The organism is Rubinisphaera italica, assembly GCF_007859715.1.
In the GTDB taxonomy this organism is placed as follows: domain Bacteria; phylum Planctomycetota; class Planctomycetia; order Planctomycetales; family Planctomycetaceae; genus Rubinisphaera; species Rubinisphaera italica.
This window is the reverse complement of record NZ_SJPG01000001.1, coordinates 6,447,927-6,464,973: the sequence shown is the minus strand read 5'-3', so window position 1 is coordinate 6,464,973 and position 17,047 is coordinate 6,447,927. Positions and strand designations below refer to the sequence as shown.

At 52.4% G+C, this 17,047-nt stretch carries 16 protein-coding genes; 12 read left to right on the top strand and 4 right to left on the bottom strand.

Annotation, left to right across the window (positions count from 1 at the left end; all coding sequences use genetic code 11):
- Positions 1 to 2: 2 nt before the first annotated feature.
- Together Pan54_RS24770 and Pan54_RS24765 are read left to right on the top strand one after the other, a co-directional pair.
- Positions 3 to 542 carry a hypothetical protein gene (locus Pan54_RS24770; RefSeq protein WP_146506113.1) on the top strand — a complete coding sequence of 180 codons (540 nt, stop codon included), beginning with the start codon at positions 3 to 5 and terminating at the stop codon, positions 540 to 542.
- A complete protein-coding gene (locus tag Pan54_RS24765) occupies positions 539 to 2,029 on the top strand; it encodes a protein kinase domain-containing protein (RefSeq protein WP_165441970.1) in 1,491 nt (496 codons plus the stop codon). The genes Pan54_RS24770 and Pan54_RS24765 overlap by 4 nt, the downstream gene beginning before the upstream one ends.
- Here the strand turns inward: Pan54_RS24765 and Pan54_RS24760 are convergent.
- The gene (locus Pan54_RS24760; RefSeq protein ID WP_146506111.1) at positions 2,011 to 3,348 is read right to left on the bottom strand and encodes a hypothetical protein; all 1,338 of its coding nucleotides are present in this window, start codon (positions 3,346 to 3,348) and stop codon (positions 2,011 to 2,013) included. The two genes, Pan54_RS24765 and Pan54_RS24760, sit on opposite strands and share 19 nt — an antisense overlap.
- Positions 3,349 to 3,630: 282 nt before the next feature.
- Here Pan54_RS24760 and Pan54_RS24755 point away from each other — a divergent pair, with 282 nt between their 5' ends.
- The 3 genes from Pan54_RS24755 to Pan54_RS24745 all read left to right on the top strand — a co-directional run bounded on the left by Pan54_RS24755 (position 3,631) and on the right by Pan54_RS24745 (position 6,159).
- Positions 3,631 to 4,575 carry an ArdC family protein gene (locus tag Pan54_RS24755; protein ID WP_146506110.1) on the top strand — a complete coding sequence of 315 codons (945 nt, stop codon included), beginning with the start codon at positions 3,631 to 3,633 and terminating at the stop codon, positions 4,573 to 4,575.
- Positions 4,576 to 4,910: 335 nt separating this feature from the next.
- Entirely contained in the window at positions 4,911 to 5,231 is a 321-nt protein-coding gene (locus Pan54_RS24750) for a hypothetical protein (RefSeq protein ID WP_146506109.1), read from the top strand.
- Positions 5,232 to 5,265: 34 nt separating this feature from the next.
- Entirely contained in the window at positions 5,266 to 6,159 is an 894-nt protein-coding gene (locus tag Pan54_RS24745; RefSeq protein WP_146506108.1) for a hypothetical protein, read from the top strand.
- A 2-nt stretch (positions 6,160 to 6,161) separates the two neighbouring features.
- Here Pan54_RS24745 and Pan54_RS24740 read toward each other — a convergent pair whose 3' ends face one another.
- On the bottom strand, positions 6,162 to 6,707 hold the full coding sequence (locus Pan54_RS24740; protein ID WP_146506107.1) for a hypothetical protein: 546 nt from the start codon (positions 6,705 to 6,707) through the stop codon (positions 6,162 to 6,164).
- An 86-nt stretch (positions 6,708 to 6,793) separates the two neighbouring features.
- On the opposite strand from Pan54_RS24740, the gene Pan54_RS24735 reads away from it, so the two are divergent.
- The 6 genes from Pan54_RS24735 to Pan54_RS24720 all read left to right on the top strand — a co-directional run bounded on the left by Pan54_RS24735 (position 6,794) and on the right by Pan54_RS24720 (position 9,501).
- The gene (locus Pan54_RS24735) at positions 6,794 to 7,210 is read left to right on the top strand and encodes a hypothetical protein (RefSeq protein ID WP_146506106.1); all 417 of its coding nucleotides are present in this window, start codon (positions 6,794 to 6,796) and stop codon (positions 7,208 to 7,210) included.
- A 48-nt stretch (positions 7,211 to 7,258) separates the two neighbouring features.
- Positions 7,259 to 7,561, top strand: coding sequence for a hypothetical protein (locus Pan54_RS24730; protein WP_146506105.1), 303 nt, complete (start codon positions 7,259 to 7,261; stop codon positions 7,559 to 7,561).
- A 48-nt stretch (positions 7,562 to 7,609) separates the two neighbouring features.
- Positions 7,610 to 7,801, top strand: a complete 192-nt coding sequence (locus tag Pan54_RS26900) for a DUF6117 family protein (protein ID WP_390621936.1) — start codon at positions 7,610 to 7,612, stop codon at positions 7,799 to 7,801.
- Positions 7,802 to 7,982: 181 nt separating this feature from the next.
- On the top strand, positions 7,983 to 8,156 hold the full coding sequence (locus tag Pan54_RS26010) for a hypothetical protein (RefSeq protein WP_165441969.1): 174 nt from the start codon (positions 7,983 to 7,985) through the stop codon (positions 8,154 to 8,156).
- A gap of 165 nt (positions 8,157 to 8,321) precedes the next feature.
- Positions 8,322 to 8,567, top strand: coding sequence for a hypothetical protein (locus tag Pan54_RS24725; protein WP_146506104.1), 246 nt, complete (start codon positions 8,322 to 8,324; stop codon positions 8,565 to 8,567).
- Positions 8,568 to 8,628: 61 nt separating this feature from the next.
- Positions 8,629 to 9,501 (top strand): tyrosine-type recombinase/integrase, encoded by an 873-nt coding sequence (locus Pan54_RS24720; protein WP_146506103.1) that lies wholly within the window; start codon positions 8,629 to 8,631, stop codon positions 9,499 to 9,501.
- A gap of 157 nt (positions 9,502 to 9,658) precedes the next feature.
- On the opposite strand, the gene Pan54_RS24715 is transcribed toward Pan54_RS24720, so the two are convergent.
- Complete coding sequence (locus tag Pan54_RS24715; protein ID WP_146506102.1) at positions 9,659 to 10,030, bottom strand: zinc ribbon domain-containing protein; 372 nt, start codon at positions 10,028 to 10,030, stop codon at positions 9,659 to 9,661.
- Between the two features lie 421 nt (positions 10,031 to 10,451).
- On the opposite strand from Pan54_RS24715, the gene Pan54_RS24710 reads away from it, so the two are divergent.
- The gene (locus Pan54_RS24710; protein ID WP_146506101.1) at positions 10,452 to 12,371 is read left to right on the top strand and encodes a hypothetical protein; all 1,920 of its coding nucleotides are present in this window, start codon (positions 10,452 to 10,454) and stop codon (positions 12,369 to 12,371) included.
- Positions 12,372 to 12,713: 342 nt separating this feature from the next.
- On the opposite strand, the gene Pan54_RS24705 is transcribed toward Pan54_RS24710, so the two are convergent.
- Entirely contained in the window at positions 12,714 to 16,526 is a 3,813-nt protein-coding gene (locus Pan54_RS24705) for a reverse transcriptase domain-containing protein (protein WP_146506100.1), read from the bottom strand.
- Positions 16,527 to 17,047 lie beyond the last annotated feature (521 nt).

Below are 17,047 nucleotides of genomic sequence, written 5' to 3'. Positions count from 1 at the left end.
GAATGCTCAACGACGAAGGACATGTCCAAGGTGTCGTTCGCCGGGATGTGCCCATGTTGTGCGCCGACTGGGGAGCCAAGGACGAAGATGCTTTGGTTCACACACTGGGTGTCAATCTGCTCGCGGCACTGGGGCGATCATTCGGTGAAGTCGGTGTTTCAGAGTTTCCCGTACCACGTGCCCAACAATGGCAACGAAAACTGGTCCGAGTTGATTCAGCGTGGTTTTCATATGAGACCCGCAAACCAACGCTGCTGGCGGAGTTCGAACGATTTTCACGGGAGACAGCCATTGAAAAGCTCACGAATCTTTGCGTAGCCGCGCACGGATGTGACGCTGTCCCAGAGGTCTTGTTGCTTTGCCTCTGGTCTACTGACGGAAAATCAGTTGAGGCACCATGGCTCAAACCCAATGAGCCGCTATCCGTCCCCGGTGGTCCACCCGTCACTAAACCCACCGAATCCAATGTCTTCATTGTTCACGCAGTCTTTGGCCGCCGAGGTGAGCAACTACATTTTCTGAGATTCAGGAGGCTCACTTGAACACGACTTATCTTCATCCCGGAAAGCGACTTGGTTCTGCATACGAACTGGAGGCACTCGTTGGCACTGGACAATTTGGTCAGGTCTGGCGAGCAAAGAAACTTAAGGATTCTTCAGGCGTGCCGGTTGCCGTCAAGGTTCCACTGGACCCGCATCGCGGCGAAGAAGTGCTGATGTCGGATGGTCAGTTCATGCTCGACATGCCGAAACATCCGGGGATTGTTGGCGTCAATTGGCAAGGGCGCGTCGGGAAAATGTGGGTCGTCGAAATGGAATACGTCAACGGCGAGCCGTTATCGCAACTGATGTCTGACGAGATTCGATGGAGCAAAGTGACGTTCGAAGAGATCATCGAATGGTTTCACGGACTCGCCGAATCATTGGCGTTTCTTCACAGCCACAACATCGCGCATGGCGACATCAAACCTGACAATCTGTTGATGGACGAGCAGCTTGGACGGTTGAAGATTACGGATTTCGGGACGAGTCGCCGTCTGACGGACAACCTGATTCGCACTGACCGTCATGCTGGAGCGTGGGCGTATCAGGCACCGGAAATTCAGAGGGCAAATCAGCGTGGGGCGATCAGCGATCTGTTTTCTGTCGGAGCAGTGATCTATGAGGTCTTCACCGGATCGTTGCCACGATCTGGAATTCATGAGCTTCTGACCTCTTCGCCAATTACACGGCCCCGTCAGTTGAATTCGGCGATTCCTACGGAACTCGATCAACTGGTGATGGACTTGTTGCAGGATGACCTTTCAAAGCGTCTCCCCACCGCTGATGTACTTCGCGAGAGATTGGAATTGCTGAAGCCAACCGTTCCCGATGTCCATGTTCCAAAGCTGGAGCCATTGCCAACAGGAACGGGGTATTTGGATCGCGCGGCCGAGTTGATCGCTAACGGTCAGAAGGAAGAGGCTCGCAATGCTGCAGCAGAAGCAACGCTTCGTAGCACGGGCTTGGTGCCTGCCCTTGAGCTCTATGCCAGACTCAGCGACGAACTCGGCTACACAGATGATGCAATTAACGCATTTAACAAGCTATTGGCCTTGGAGAAGACACCCAGTGAGACCCGGCGATCTGCAGAATCAAGTCTCGCCGACTTGTTCCTTCGATTGCATCGCTACGAAGAGGCAGAACGCTACGTTGAGCTGTCACTTCAACAGGAGCATGTCACTCGGTCGATGCAGTTGAAAGCTGCTGTCGTGCTGGGAGCCTGCACGCAGTTGGAACGATCTCTTCAGGTGCTCAATGCGATCCTGAATACGAACCCGCAGGACGGAGCGGTTCTTGAAAAGAAGACATGGGTATTGTGGCTCCTGCATCGTTATGACGATGCGGCCCAAGTCGCCCGTGAGGCGCTGGAAATCATGCCGGAGAGTGAACTATGTCTGCGTCGGCTGGTTGACTACGAGTCACTGACCGGCAACCAACGCCGCGCTCAGCATTACCGCGAGCGACTTAGTCAGCTTGAACCGGTTTGATCTCGGGGAATCTTGTCCTTCCACCACTGAAGACGTGTCTCGAAGTCTTCGTCCACGGGTTCAATAGCCGCAAATTCCAGAAAGCATACCTGCAACAACTTAAAAGCACGGTCTGCGATCTCAGGATACTGTCTGACCGACGCACTGACTTTTCGAAGCAGATTGTTCGGCCATCTGACTGACTGCTGCGCGCCGTTGCCCTGAAACTCGTTAAGGGCACGATCCCAAAGGTTTTGAATCTCGTCGTCGTTCAATAGACCATCCTTTTCGAGATACCCCCGCACCAAGTCGTCGGTCGAACTAAACATGGCCTCGGCAATGCTCAAGCCGGTTTGTCCTTGCCTCTTTGCCTCGTTGTAGTCCTCGTAATTCTCAACTTCTGGCGCGTCTGCCGTTCGCAACCAATCTCTCCAAGGTGGACTTTCCTCCGGCTTTGCGAGCCAATTAAGGATATTGCTCGCCACTGTGTCGCCACCCGTACCAGATGACGACATCTGGTTCTCGAATTCAATCGTTATCCTTCCTCTAACGCTTTCGGAATACACACCGAGTTTGTCTTTCTGCGAGTGCGCGCCGATGAGCTCAGCCCGATCTTCGGTCGGAATCGAGGGAGCACTCCAGTATGTGACTTCGAGATCAAAGAGCGTGTCCCCTTCGCTTCGTTCGAATCGACACGGTTGTCCGTCAACGAGGTCAACTGCAGGCCGGAACTCGGAAGGTGCGGCAACATTCAAGTCGCCGTACTCTGTCGGAAGAATCAGTATGCCATCCTCATCGTTTCTATGAGCTCGGGACGCATCGATAATCCCAACAACCGAAACCACTGCCTGCTTCGGCTGCTCTTTGAGTCTTGAGAAAGCACCGTATATCGCTTTGAGCAACCGGTTGATCGCGTTGCCGGTAAAAGTAGCATCTACCGTCCAGATTCGAATCGTGTCCGTGTATTCGAGTTCTGCCGTGATGAGCGCCGCAAACTCGCGCTCAAAGAACTCGGTAGATGTTTCTCCATCATGCTTGCCATTCCATGACAGTCCGGGAAAGCGGTGGAAACGAGGCCGGTCAATCAGTGGAGCAGCTTCCGGGCCTTTCAGTGATTGAATAATCGGAAGCACGTACGGAATGCCGCCAGTCGCAAAAAACGGGACAAGCGTGGGCTGAAACTGTAGCACTCGATGCGTAAGCGACTCGATCATTCGCCGCATCGCCAGAAAGTCTTTGAAGACGATAGCAAACTCATTCTCAACTGCCGTCACCCACGAAGCTGGCGGGGTAAATGGCAATGAGTAATCGGGTGGATGTGCAACGTACAGCGTCATCATTCAGGCGATCCAAATTGGCAGTTGAAAGCGGCGAGCTCTTGAGTCGAAGATACCGTGAAAACTGAGAATGGTCACTTGGTGTTCTGCATTAGGCCCCTGAATTACGTTGATATTCAAGGATCACCGGGAACGGTTTGCTTTCACTTTGCCGTTATCAGAATTGCGACCGAACCTCCGCTGACAGCAACTTCTCAATTCTCCTGCGAAACACGCTGCATGTGCATCGGCAATATGATCTGACACCCGCCAACTGGTCGTACTTCACTCATTCAGGAGACGACCATGCCCAGCAACGCTCAAATCCGCCAAGACATCACGAATCAAATTGTTGCATCTATCGAGTCCGGCAATCTGCCACCGTGGCGAAAGACGTGGCGAAGCTGTCCCAATTCGGGTTGGCCAGTGAACGTCGTCAGTCGCAAGTCATACTCGGGCGTGAATCCGATTCTCTGCATGATTGCATCGATGAGGCACGGGTTCCAATCGAAGCATTGGGCAACGTTCAATCAATGGAGCAAAATGAACGGTCGTGTAATGAAACGACCGGACCACGTGAAGCCCGGACAATGGGGCACCAAGGTTGTGTTTGCGTCTCGAATCACGAAGACCAAAACCGACAAGCACGGTCAGGAAGTGGAAGACAAGTTTTTCGTTCTCAAGCAATACACGATATTTTGCGTAGACCAAGTTGAAGGCGCACATCTCAATCACCTTCGTGCTGGATACTCCGCAGACACCCGCACAGAGTTTGAAAAGCTCGAACATGCTGAGGCAGTTTTCGCCGCTACGAACGCCGACGTTCGCCATGGCGGAAATGAGTGCTTCTACAATCCGTCGCTCGACTACATCCAGATGCCGAATCGGGAACGCTTCAATGCGGAGTATTACGAGAGCTTGAGCCACGAGTTTGTCCACTGGTCGCTCAATGAACGCCGACTGAACTGGAAGGCTTCCAGTGAGCACAGTTACGCAGAGGAAGAGCTTGTTGCCGAAATCGGTGCCTGCTTCCTTGCCAGTGAACTCGGCATTCCTATCACCGAGACCCTCGACAATCACAGTGCCTACCTGAAAGGCTGGCTTGCAAGAATGAAGGGCGATGCAGGTTTCATTTTTCGTGCCAGCAGCGCGGCATCAAGAGCCGCTGACTTTGTTCTCAGCTTCAGCCAAGAGCTCAGCAGTGCCGAGGCTGAGGGAGCAGAAGCCACACCCGCAATTGCAATGTCCTGATCGGGACACCTGAGTAGGAATCGCCTGCTGGTGATTGGATGACGACTCTGACTTTGACGCAAAGCCCTCGCTGAACGACGACCGTTGACCGGTCAGCGATGTCGTCTCCGTCAGCGGAACTGCCAAGTCTCAAAGTCCTCGCTCAATCACCGCAGCGATCTACTCGGGGCCACATTGGCACCCGCAATATCGCCGCCTCGACAACGTGACGTGCTGGCGGTCTCGACGCAAACGAGCTGAGACCGCCCGGCAGCCAAACGGGGTCGAGGCGGCTCTTTTGGGAGAATTCAACGCTCATTCGCCCGGTCTGGGCTAACGCTAAACGGAGACAGCTAATGCCGTGGTCGATCAGCATGTCGGTATCAGGCTGGGATCGTGTTCGCCAACAACTGAACCAATGGGAAGACTCCGATCTCATCAACGCGATTTCGGACGACCGTTACGAAATGGTGTATCCATTGGCCGGTCCCGTTCACGCAAACGCGGCGTTGTGCGCGGCACACGTGCGTCTCGGCAGACTCTCTCACGAAGAACTTGTAGACGCTGCCTATCGGTTAATCGAAGAACACCAGACCTGCGAGGTCGGTGGGCACGGCGTATGGATTGACCGGGAAGGCTTCCACATCGTCCGGCTCGACAGTGACACCCGCAGCTAATTGAACGAAACGCAATCTCCCCGAGGAGCTGACGATGAACAATAGCGAACGACCGCTTACTCGACTTGAACGCAAGCAACAGACTCTCGCTGACATGGTGCGAATGATTTGCCGCAAGCAATATCATGCTCTCTTCGTCTCGGGATTTGGTGGTGGGGGCAAAACCCGCACCATGACAACCATCTGCGAGGAAGAGGGCCAAGACCTTGTCGTGTTCAATTCACATGTGACGCCACTGGCACTCTACGGCATCATTCATGAGTACCGTAACTCTGAGAGCATTCTGCTCTTTGACGATGCTGATGCCCTCTATCAGAACAAGCCTGCTCTTGGCCTGCTTAGAAGCTGTCTCTACGGGCAGCCAGAGCGAGTTGTGACTTGGAGTAGCTCACAACTGCCGGAGGGGCTTCCTCCACGGTTAACTACTGTGGCTCGGTTCATGTTTTCAGCGAATCAAGTTCCAAAGAAGTGCCCGATTTTCGATGCGATGACCAGTCGGTGCTTGACGTATCGAATGGACGTAACGAATTCGGAAGTGCTGGAGCACTTTCGGGTCATGTCCGCAAACGGGTGGCCGGGGTGTAATGTCGATCAATGCGAGCAGGTGATCGATTTCATTGAAGAACAGGCAGGAGACCGGCAGCTCTCGATGCGGCTGCTCGCACCCGCAGTGCGCATCTACAAATATGCCAACGAGCAGGGCACTGACTGGAGACCCATCCTCCTCGCTCAGTTGCACAATCTGGGAACCCCAACGACATCGACAAAGCGAATTTCAAATCGCGAACGAGATGAACGTGTGGTTCGTGAAGCGATCCGACGACATCCCGACTCAACGACAGAACAGTGTGATTACTACAAAGACAAGTCAGGTAAGTCTCAAGCGTCATTCTATAGGGTGCTTAAGAGACTGCGTGAAACGGTATGAGTTCATGCTGAATGGTTGCAGTCGGCAAGTGCCTGCATTGCCGACTGCTTCAGGGATGGCAGGCTCTCATCAGGAAGCCGCTTCGTTGGCAACGCAAGCAGATAACTCTCGACCGTTGATCGATGTTCAGAAAAACCGCTTGCCGCAATGCCGCGCAACGCACTGAAATGAAGGCCGTCGTTTGCTGTCTCAAGCACGCTTCTGACGAGGACGACTGCATCCTCGCATCGACACAGCGCAACTGCTTCGATCAATTCCATCTGAATGAGTTCGAGAGAAAGGCGGAGGTTCGCCTCACCCGTCTCATGGGGCGTCCAATCGCCAACGTGATGAACTGATTCAAACGCTTCCGCCAAGAGCGAGAACATCTCATCGTGTCGAGAGCTCGATTGTGCCCCTACAGCCCCGTTGAACATGCCTCGCGTGTAACGACTTCGCAACGCTGACCGAACTCTTCCGGCGTTTTGACCGGAGACGGCATCAGCGAAGTCGTCGTCACATGACCCATCATTCAGTGTCGCCGCCGTGAGATAGTCTGACCGACCCATCCTGTGTCCTCCATTGCTTCACGTTTATAGCACACCCGCAGCCAGAGCATTCCCAAAAGCTGGACCACCAACAAGGAGATGCTCTGATGTTGTTTTCAATTATCTATTCCGTTGACTGCCCTTCTGGAACCGACATTGCTGACTTTGCTCCGCCCGTTCTCGATCTTTTCGATGAAACAGAAGACGACGATCAGTACGACTACGGATACCTCGAAGGTGAGTGGGAAAACGGGCACCATCGGAAGTGGTGCGGCATCCTGAATCGAGAACAGTTTGATGCCTTTCTCGAATACACCGGGTTGTATGCCGAAGATGTTGAGACAATGGGTTCGCTTGGTGCTCCCGGATGTGGCATTGGATGGGCTCCCGCGATCAGTTTCACGAACGATGATCCCGAAGCAATCCAGTCTGCTTACGTGACGCCGTTGCCGGAAACGACCCGTGAGTCGTTAGGTGAAGAAGACTGGAATCGCATTCGCGCTGCCGTGCTTGCGGTCTACTGACACCCGCCGTGTATCCAGACGCCACCTTTCACCAACAGAGACGACACGATGACTATTCCAAATGACAAGCCGACGTTTTCGTTGGGCGCGACGGTCGCCACTCCCGGCGCATTGAGTGCCCTCGAACGCGCCCAACGGACACCGCTGGAGTTTCTTGCGAGGCATCAGGCTGGCGATTGGGGCGATCTGTGCTCGGAAGATGCCGAATTGAACGATACGGCAATTAAAGACGGCAGCCGCATCTTATCGAGTTACGAACTCGGCGAAGACAAGCTCTGGATCATCACAGAGGCCACCGACGACAACGGCAAACGTTCTGCGACGACGTTGCTTTTGAGCCATGAATACTGAGTTGCGCATTGCGACACCCGCCCGCCACGTACCGAACGGAGAACCCAAATGACCGTCGTTCAACAACACAAGCCAAACTTCGAGATGCTTCGAAGGGCATTCGACAATGGCGACGTTGCCCTACTTGAGTGCCAGCTAAAAGCAACGGGCCAGCCCGTGGCCGTGGTCGTCGCCGTAAATCGGGACAGCAACGGATTCGCCTTCGTTCCGGTTGCCATGATGTTCAGTGGGAACCCCTAAGAACAGTTGAACCCGCCCAAACCTGATGGCGGCTTTTACGAAGAGGAAGGGTAGCCATGCCGAAATCCCTGATCGAAGCTCTGTGGGAAGTCATCATTGGCTCCGTACAGAAAGTGGCTGATCCTGACTAACACCCGCTGAGTCCCCAGTCAATCACTCACTCGATTACTGGAGACGACCAATGAATCACGACCTCGACCTCTTTATCGAAGACCAAATCAACGGCGGCTACGGCCCCATTCTCGACCAGCTCACCGGCGACGAATGTGATCTGTTTGACGATCTTGCATTCGATCCAAATGACGAACCCACGGTTGAGGCGCTCGAACTGATTGAAGCTGCGTTCGGCGCGTAAGCAACAACAGCTTCAATAACCATCGCAAGGCCAGTGAGCAGCAAACTCACTGGCCGTTCTCATTTGTGGAGGAGCAGGCAGGAATCTGCCAGACACGCTCTCAAATCACCTCGATTGTGACACCCGCCAGTAGGACGCATCGACATCTTTAACCGGAGGACATTCATGACTGACCCGACAGAAGCAATCCGCCGCCAGCAAGTCGTTGAAATCAATTCCGACCCAACTGGCCGGGAGGCATTGGAATGCAAGCACGGCAAAGTCTGGAACACCAGCGAACTACAGGAGGACTTCGAAGTTGTAGGCTTCTTGGCCCCTTATGTGATTGCTCGCCGGAAGTCAGATGGTCAGCAGGGATCGCTGATGTTCCAAGGTTCTCCGCGCTTCTATTTCTCCTTCCAACCGGAATGATCGCGTGGCGGCCAGATGTTGAGGCGTCAGGGACGACGCCTCTTTTGAACGAGCGCCGGATTTGCCCACATGGCACCCGCAATCACATCATCGCGAGCATGATTTCGCCATTTTCGACGGGACCGAAATCAAAAACTGCGGCAGCTATTTCACATTTTCTGTGGTTCACGAAATTCAGGACGGCAAATCGACCATGAACGATCCAAAACGAGAGCTGAAACAGTCTGATTGCGTATCACAAAATGAAAGTGCGAAATCGAAAGTGATCTCGCAGATCGCTCGAATCGTCAGGAAGGCTGGCATCGACTACGAAGACTGGCGATATGTCAGCCGTCGAGTCCGTGAGCAATGTGAACTGAGTCCGAAGAAGAAGAGCCGCAAACTTCCCCGCGTTCTCACATCGGTGGAGTTTCGTCGGTTTTATCAGGCGGTAGACCGTGCCGATGATGCGCAGCACTCGTTGATGCTGAGGCTCCTGTTCTTCACTGCCGTGCGAGTCAGCGAACTCTGCAACATGAAGGTCGGCGACGTTGATCTGGAACAGTGCAAGATACGGATTGAGCAGGGCAAGGGACGCAAGGACCGATACGTTTTGTTTGGGCGGACGTTTGCAACTGCACTCCGCACGCACATTGCTAATCACCCGCAGAACAGATGGCTGTTTCAGACACGGCGAGCAACGAAGTATTCGACTCGACGAATTCAGCAGATCGTCCAGAAATACGCAGAGGATGTCGGCGTAAAGGCCACGCCGCACACGTTCCGTCATCAGGCGATCACATGGTTGACCCGCCACTCGGGCATGGCCGATGCCGAATTGCAGTTGATTACCGGCCACGCTCAAAGGGAGACGCTGGCCATTTACCAGCACATCGCCCTCGATGGAGAGCTCGAAGAAAAGTATCACGAGAGCATGAAGGACATCGAGCTTTGAGAGACGTTGTCGTGGCGACGGCGGTACTTGGGAGCTTCTGTTGCAAAGATTGTTTAGGCGAATTAAGCGACTAAATGTTCGTAAACTTGAGACCGGGGGCTGGCTGATTCTGGACCAAGCTCATGGTTCCTTGTTTGTTGCCCCTTAGACAAAAATCTCACCCAGTGAGAACCGTCCCGCAGTTCGGGCAGATGACACCCGTGGTTTTGAATGCCCCTTCAATTGGTTCTTCGACCTGAATCCCGCAAGGACACGCGAGCGATCTGTTCTGGGACACTGGTTGGTTTGAACCAAAGACCTTGTTCGCAAGGCGAATCGCCATGAACACCAACGCGACGGCTACCACGACAGGGAACAGCGGGATAATTCCGACTACCACGAGGAGAATCAGGAGACCCGCACTCTTGATCCCGTCCAAGTCCCACTTGCCCGGCTGATGGTTCCCGCAGTTTGGACAGAATACGGCATTCAAGCCGACATCAGCACCGCAGCTCTGGCAATAGGTAGGACCGTAAACGAATCGACGCATGAGCAACTCCCGGATGGAACGTGACAATCCAAGAGTTGCGGGTGTCAGAGCAGCGCTTTAGTGGAGGCAGGTCGCCTTGAACCCGCATTCTGAGACACAGATTTGTCTGTTTTGGGCAGCGAAAATGTCTGTTTTGGCTTGAAATCGTGACGACATGGCCACGGAGTTTTTGCCCTATCTCAAGTGGGTGCAGCGGTTTAGCGACACTGCAACGCGAAGCTACCTTGACACCCCCCGCCTCCACTCAATAGCCACTTGCTTTTTTGAAGCAAGTGGCTATTTTTATTGGTGTTGCGGCGATCCTGGCATGGCAATGCCAGCCTTTTCCACGGCCCCGATGCCGCTGTTTTCCGATAATTGTTCCGATAAGGGGCTCTTTTCTGGTCATTATGTTCCGATAAGAGCTCAGAATTGGTGTGCAATGCCTACTAGAACCCGTCGACAATGGAAACCCGATCACCGCGGAAACTACGTCCGGCAGATCGGCTGGAAGCTGTCCAAGAACGGCAAAATCGTTCAACACAAATTCAACCTTGGACAGAATCGAAGCGAAGCTGAAAGACGCGAGTCTCGGCTTCGCGAATTCTGGGATTGTGTCGAATCAGCGAGCAAAGAAGACAGACCGCTCTGGTCCGCTGAGTTGTTGGCGATCGCCCAGCAGATTGCAGAAGGGCAGCACCAGATCAGAATCAACAAGCAGCCAAATGAGTTGCTCCACCACTACTCGCATCGGTTGAAGCGTCTGGCTAGCGAATATCCATTTCTACAATTTGTTGCAGACGACCGAGCGGCATACGAAATTGGCAAGAGTGTCCTGGAAGATTGGGAAGCAGTTCCATCGAATCCTGGGCTGCCTCTCGATTCGTTCTCTCAGCCGAACATTGAGCAACTCAGTCGTTGGGTGAGTATTCAACAGCAACTCGACGATAGCGGTTTTCAACTTGTGCCGAATGCTCTGCTCTCACCGAGTGACGTTCCATCACATGCAATGAATTCAAAACAGTCAGCAAGGGGGCATGCAATTGAGCCTCTTCGACGGTTTGAATCAGCGGTCCCAAACTATGTCTCAAAGGATGCGCCACCGTCAGGTGCCACGCTCCATCAAGCATTCAAGAGTTATCAACACTACCTCGAACAGGAATATCACCGGGTTGAGGAAGATCAGATTTCTGCATGGGGTCGCACACAGGTTCGACAAGTCACCACGTTAATGCAGCATCATGTCAACCGACTGCTGGTCACACTTGATGGTGAAGCGATTGATGAACTCTTTGCTTATTGGCGTCGACGTCCAAGCAGGCTTGGTACCAATAATCCGATGACGGCGAAATCATGCAGCAACTATCTGGGAACGCTGACGCGGTTCTTGAAATGGCTACACAAGTCGCGGGACTTTGACTGGAGAAAGTCAGAGGACTTTGGAGAGTTGGATACCCGAGTCAAAAAACTCCCCAGTGATGATGCAAAGAAGAGTCTCAGGCAAGTGGAAACGTTTTCGCTGGATGAGCTCAAATTGCTGATGCGTTACGGTCAACCAATGGATCGCCTGTTCCTGCTTCTCGGTTTGAACTGTGGGTTTGGCCGTGCTGAGATCGCTTCGCTGCTTGTTGGCGAAGTTCACCTATTTCAGGCTCACTCACCAAGCGAATGCGAGATTATTGGTTGTCAGACGACTGACAACGATTCGTTCATCAAACGCATTCGAAGAAAAAGCGGCGTTTACGGAGAACACTTACTTTTTCCAATGACGGTGCGTGGGATTGAGTGGGCGATACAAAAGCGGAAACAGTTTCCCGATTTTGGTCCCGAAGCTCGCCTGCTGCTCACTGAGAAAGGAAAGCCTTTCGATCAGCCGACTAAAAGCGGGAATACAAACCAGCTGATCCCCAACGCCTTTGCGAAGCTAATCAAACGCATCGAACAGGATGGCAATGAGATCAGAAATCTCTCTTTCGGCAAACTGCGAAAGACGGCGTCGCACCTCATTAAGCTTCATTCAGATGGCGAAACAATGGGCGTGTTTGACTGCCATGGACAGCCAGTCCAGAGCGATGACTTGACGGACAGCTATAGCAACCGATTATTCGGTCGCGTTTTCGAGGCAAGTCGAAGAGTTGAGACATATCTCGCCCCAGTTTTTTCTGAAGCAGGCCAACAACCATTTGAACGTCAACCTCAGGCGTACACAAAGCGGTCGACAATCGATCGAATCATTGAACTTCATCAACAAGGCTATCCGACAGGGCAAATCGCATCCGGTTTACAGGTTTCGAAAGCCACGGCAAGCCGACACATTCAAAGGCACAATCAACTAATTCGCGAGGCTGCGGAAAACGGCTGACATAGTCGTCTAACAAGTTGTCAACTCCGAGGATATCGTAATGTCGTATTTGCCGAAGGACAGTTGACCTTGGATCACGCCATTCTGCGTGGTTGATTCCTTTTACCCGTCGCTGAAGCAAATTACACTCCGAAGGATCGTCAAATTTCTTCCGAGCGAAAAGGTGCAAAATCGCGAGTGATACCGCTTCTGATAGATTGTCAACAAAATTAAGATTTGCTTCTCATGCATCGCGGCCAGCATTCGGCAAAACTAGATGGGTAACTTCGTGTCCATTCTTCTTCAAGAATGGCGGCTTTATGCCAACGACAACCACAATCTAACGGTGAATGGATAGATTTTTTACTCGCCAACGCAATCTCGGTTAAGCCCTGCTGGTGGATGTTTGATTTTGGGAATCGACTCACCATCGTAATTTGGTGGTGGAGTCGTTTCAGAGTGACCATTTCTAAAACGATCCAAGTCAAGCTCAAAGATACTAACCGAGGCTTGATCCATTCCGTGATGGTGCATGATCACCTTGCGAAAATGGTCTTTGTACGGCGCTTGTGCTGTGCTTCCTCCGAACTCTGCGGAATTCACAAGCAACACATGCTGGTACATATGATAGTGAAGTGCAGCGACCATCGTGTCAAAAGTTCCGATGTCTTTGTTGAGAGCGGAGACGATGAAAGCATCCGAATGTTGGCTGAGATCTGCTGCAAGTCGCAGATCTGTTGCGTCATAGCAGATAGACGCACTCAGTTTCCATGACTCGGCATTTGGCTTTCGATACTCGATCAACCATTGGCATGGGCGAAACGAGGAAATTCCAAGTGAAATTTCCTCGGGCGTCATGTGGTGCTTTCCTTGCTCGATCATGCGAATCGAGCGACCATCACTCGTTTGATTGGGAATGATCCACAGCCCCGTGTTAATCAGCTGATCTTCATTGTCGGGGCTCGGGTGAAACACCAGTCCACAAAACACCATGCACTTCAATGAGTCAGCAAAACGTTCGAGGATGAAGATGTCGTCGCTGTGAACTGCTAGTTCAGGAAACAATACGAGATCGATCTTCTCTTTCGTGTTCTTGTAGCCCTCTCTTACTTCCGTCAACTTCATGAATAGTCGAAGCATGGCTGAGACGTGTCTTCGGTGCCGACGCCTTGTAGCAGGTTCGTTCAGCGCCGGGTCAGCGGTACCGAATTCTGAAGCCTTCGGTATAGCAGTCTGCACGAGTGCGACACGCAAATGACCAGTCGTTTCTCGGTCATCGGTTGTTTGGACTGGAAAAGGATACAGTGGCATCCCCGATAAACGACAATACAAGCCGTTAAGTTCTTCCAATCGATTTCCAATGCAGCGACGTAGACTAGCATCACTAAACTTGGTTGGCAGTTTGACCAATTCCCGACGCTGGCGAGTGCCGGGCCATTCGAGCAATCGGCCAAGCAGTTCGGCGAGCCAAGGAGAGATTGCCAGCAGTCGATGCCCAAGTCCTTGGCGATCATTGAATAGTCCATGCTTTCGTTTGTACCAACCTGAAGACACGCCCCGGTATTTCGTGACTCCAGACAACAGTGGCTTCGTCATGAAAGGCTGCGTGAAATCGGTCTTGCCAATCACAGCGGCTCGGACAATCTGACCAATCTCGTATTTCCATGAATCGGAAGTTCGACACCATTTAGGCACTGCAAAACGCTCGTCACCCAAACTTGGCACTGGCCCGATTCGCACCTCGAAAGTTATCTCGGACAGTGAATCTCCGGGGTCAGCAAGTCGCTCCCAAGACGAACAAACTATGTCTATCCGAGAAGGTGTCAAAACCCCCTGTCCCGCAGCACGCCTTTGAGATGGCTTGCCCCATTGCAAGGCCAATTCGTGCATTAAGCGCAGTGCGGCTGTTTCCTGTTGAAACGGGTTGTCATCGCTAGTGATGATATCGACCAGCCGATACGGATTTTCATCGCCTTCAATCGCCTCCCACTTCGCCGTTCCAAAACTTGAAACATAGCCTGCAGTGACAGCAATCTGTTTCCAGAACTGTCGATCTTTGGACGACAGCTTTGCCATCGTTGAATTGAATAACTCATCGTATTCGACGATGTATCGAAGGTGGTCCGTTACAACTGAGTTGGAAGAATTTCCTATCCACTTAGCGAGTGCCGTTGCTATAGAGTTCTTTCCGCCGCTGATACGGTGGGCGACCAAGCAAAGTGGCACAGCCACGTCCGATGCAAGTGGCCGTTTAGGTGCAAGCGTGGGCCATTTGCCACGTAGCAATCCATGAAGAAAACCGTAGTGGCGGTTTTCGGGAGTTGTCTTTCGTGAGATCGGTTGTGGCTGCTGGTTCACGGCAAGGAATAACAAAGCCTGCTGTCGCAAATACCAAGGTGATGCATCCTCTTTGTCCAGCACGCTAGTCGCAAATTCGGACAATCGTGCTCGATATGCGTCGATGCCCGTTCCTCCGGGAAGCTCATCGTCATCTCTGACGAAACCTGTCTCAGTCGCACCGGCTCGGAGAATTTCGGCACCTACGTACTCAGCAGTCAGTCTCCGTTTGTCCGTAGCGTCGTCCTTGTTGATGTGAGCGTGCAGCAAGTTCAAAACGACCTCAAGGTGATCCGTGACCGGAAAAAGATCGAGTGACACACGCAGGATGCGAACATTGGACGGGTCAAGAATCCACTTCCTCAGTAGCTCGACGGCAAACGTTCTCGCTCGCTGGTCAAGAATCTTGCGACCGATGTTCATCGTTGAATCAGTCAGCGATTCTTCGTCAGCCATGACTCGGAGTGATCGATAGACACGCCTCCATCGGTGGGCAACAAATCGTTCCAGAGTATCGTTTCGCACATCCGGTTCGACTGCCAAGACTCGCCGCATCAGTTCATCGTTCCCGGTGCCTTCGGGTGCTGGTTGGCTCTTACGACTATTGGAAACGGCAAGTAGTCCGTCCAGCATTTCTAGTGCGTGACGGGCCGTCTCAACATCCAGTGGCCCGGAGACATTGTTGTTGACCGACTGCATTGCTTCAGCGACGGGCACGTTTGACGAGTGCGAATCGCCAAGCATCACCACCGTCTTCTTCTGATTGAGTTTAAGTCCCTCAGCGAATCGGTCGAGCAGACGCTGAAGCATTGCTTCAAACTCATCCCGGAAATCGTCTGGCGTTTCCTTGTCGAATTGAACGACAAATCTCATGTCGTCCACGTATCGACAGTAGTCAACAATTCGCCAGATTCGTTTCGTCAACTTCTTTCCGAATAGCCTGATGATTTCAGAATCGAAATCGAGCAAATACGCATTTGCGAAGAAGCCACTGGCGGCAAGCCCTTGCGGTAAGCCTATTCCGTCCTTCATTCCGCAAATTTCCAACGAGAGTGAGCGGTCAGCATTGTGCCATCGCCAATCGAATAGGTGCTTCACGCCTTTAAAGAATCGCTCGTGCACTTTCTCGCAATTGTCCCAATATTCGTTAGCGAGTGCCTCAAGCTTCTCCAGCAGATTGTCACGAGGAATCAGATCGTAAAACTGGGATAAGTCGATTTGAACAATCGCCCATGATTCCGAATCGCCAAACAGTTGCTGACGAATTTTCTCAGGTCGGCGGACAAACTGTTGATAGTCCTCGAAATACTGGCGGTACAACTTGGCATTTCCCCACTGGAAACTTGCCGAACCGTCAGCCCAACGTGAAATCAGTCGATGCCCATAGCTGACCACGTTTCTTTGATTTTCAACGGTCAAAGGAAGTCGTGGATCGCCCTGTTCGGTTTCCACGATGTCAGCAAGACAGATGAGCACCGCCATGCACGCTGTCTGCTCTCTGATCGAAAGATGCGCCAAAGGCCGCAGGCGCAGCTTGTCTTTCTCCTTTGGTTTCCATCCGTCGCTCGTTTCCCACTCGGACGACTTCGGGGCTGCAACCAGTCTCATCGAGTCCGGTTCATAATTACTGATCTCGCTGATACTAAGCGAATCAGACCACGTATCGATCAGACTCCGAAGTCGAATCGCTGACACGTCCAATTCCAACGAATCGGCATACCAATTGTGCGATCGAATGTAAGCGTGAGACTTTTTCCAAGCCTGCACGAGAACGGCTTGGTCGTGGAGAAACTTGGGATGAGGTCGCACTTCAGAGTAGTTTGTGGGTGTCTTTGCCATTCTTCGCCCTTGGATGCATCATTCTCAAGCTCGTTAAACACCCTCCCTGCTAAATCTGCCAACGGGTCACATCAACCGATCGCTGCCCACCAATTTGATCGACGAGTCTTTATTGTGTCACGACCAATTGAGCAAACCCACGAAACACATCCGGATGCCGCCGTATCTGTTCTCGCAGTTTCGACGGCACTCAAGCCGTCAATAACTACAGTCCCTTTTCGTCGGCTTCAAACGCCTCGACAAGACGGTGAAATAGCGATTCGCTTGGGTATTCCACGAAATCAAGTCTTTCGTTCTCGACTTTGTTGCGGTATGTGAAGCCAACTCCAACTTTCGGTGCCAGTTCCCGCAGCGTCTAACTCTTCGATTGTCTCAGTTCTCGAATTCGTTGGCCGAAGGTCGTCAGATGAATCCTCGCCTAGTTGTTCAGTCGTTCACGAAAGCGTAGAATGTTTGCAGTAATTAGACAACTAGCTGGCAATGAAATTAAGCGATTTGCTGAGGGGCGTTCTGAGTCGACC

Bases quoted from the DNA above. Each gene is read 5' to 3' on its own strand.
- Pan54_RS24705 (WP_146506100.1), bottom strand. From the start codon at position 16,526: ATGGCAAAGACACCCACAAACTACTCTGAAGTGCGACCTCATCCCAAG.
- Pan54_RS24770 (WP_146506113.1), top strand. From the start codon at position 3: ATGCTCAACGACGAAGGACATGTCCAAGGTGTCGTTCGCCGGGATGTG.
- Pan54_RS24735 (WP_146506106.1), top strand. From the start codon at position 6,794: ATGTTGTTTTCAATTATCTATTCCGTTGACTGCCCTTCTGGAACCGAC.
- Pan54_RS24725 (WP_146506104.1), top strand. From the start codon at position 8,322: ATGACTGACCCGACAGAAGCAATCCGCCGCCAGCAAGTCGTTGAAATC.
- Pan54_RS24710 (WP_146506101.1), top strand. From the start codon at position 10,452: ATGCCTACTAGAACCCGTCGACAATGGAAACCCGATCACCGCGGAAAC.
- Pan54_RS26900 (WP_390621936.1), top strand. From the start codon at position 7,610: ATGACCGTCGTTCAACAACACAAGCCAAACTTCGAGATGCTTCGAAGG.
- Pan54_RS26010 (WP_165441969.1), top strand. From the start codon at position 7,983: ATGAATCACGACCTCGACCTCTTTATCGAAGACCAAATCAACGGCGGC.
- Pan54_RS24745 (WP_146506108.1), top strand. From the start codon at position 5,266: ATGAACAATAGCGAACGACCGCTTACTCGACTTGAACGCAAGCAACAG.
- Pan54_RS24730 (WP_146506105.1), top strand. From the start codon at position 7,259: ATGACTATTCCAAATGACAAGCCGACGTTTTCGTTGGGCGCGACGGTC.
- Pan54_RS24760 (WP_146506111.1), bottom strand. From the start codon at position 3,348: ATGATGACGCTGTACGTTGCACATCCACCCGATTACTCATTGCCATTT.
- Pan54_RS24750 (WP_146506109.1), top strand. From the start codon at position 4,911: ATGCCGTGGTCGATCAGCATGTCGGTATCAGGCTGGGATCGTGTTCGC.
- Pan54_RS24715 (WP_146506102.1), bottom strand. From the start codon at position 10,030: ATGCGTCGATTCGTTTACGGTCCTACCTATTGCCAGAGCTGCGGTGCT.
- Pan54_RS24740 (WP_146506107.1), bottom strand. From the start codon at position 6,707: ATGGGTCGGTCAGACTATCTCACGGCGGCGACACTGAATGATGGGTCA.
- Pan54_RS24755 (WP_146506110.1), top strand. From the start codon at position 3,631: ATGCCCAGCAACGCTCAAATCCGCCAAGACATCACGAATCAAATTGTT.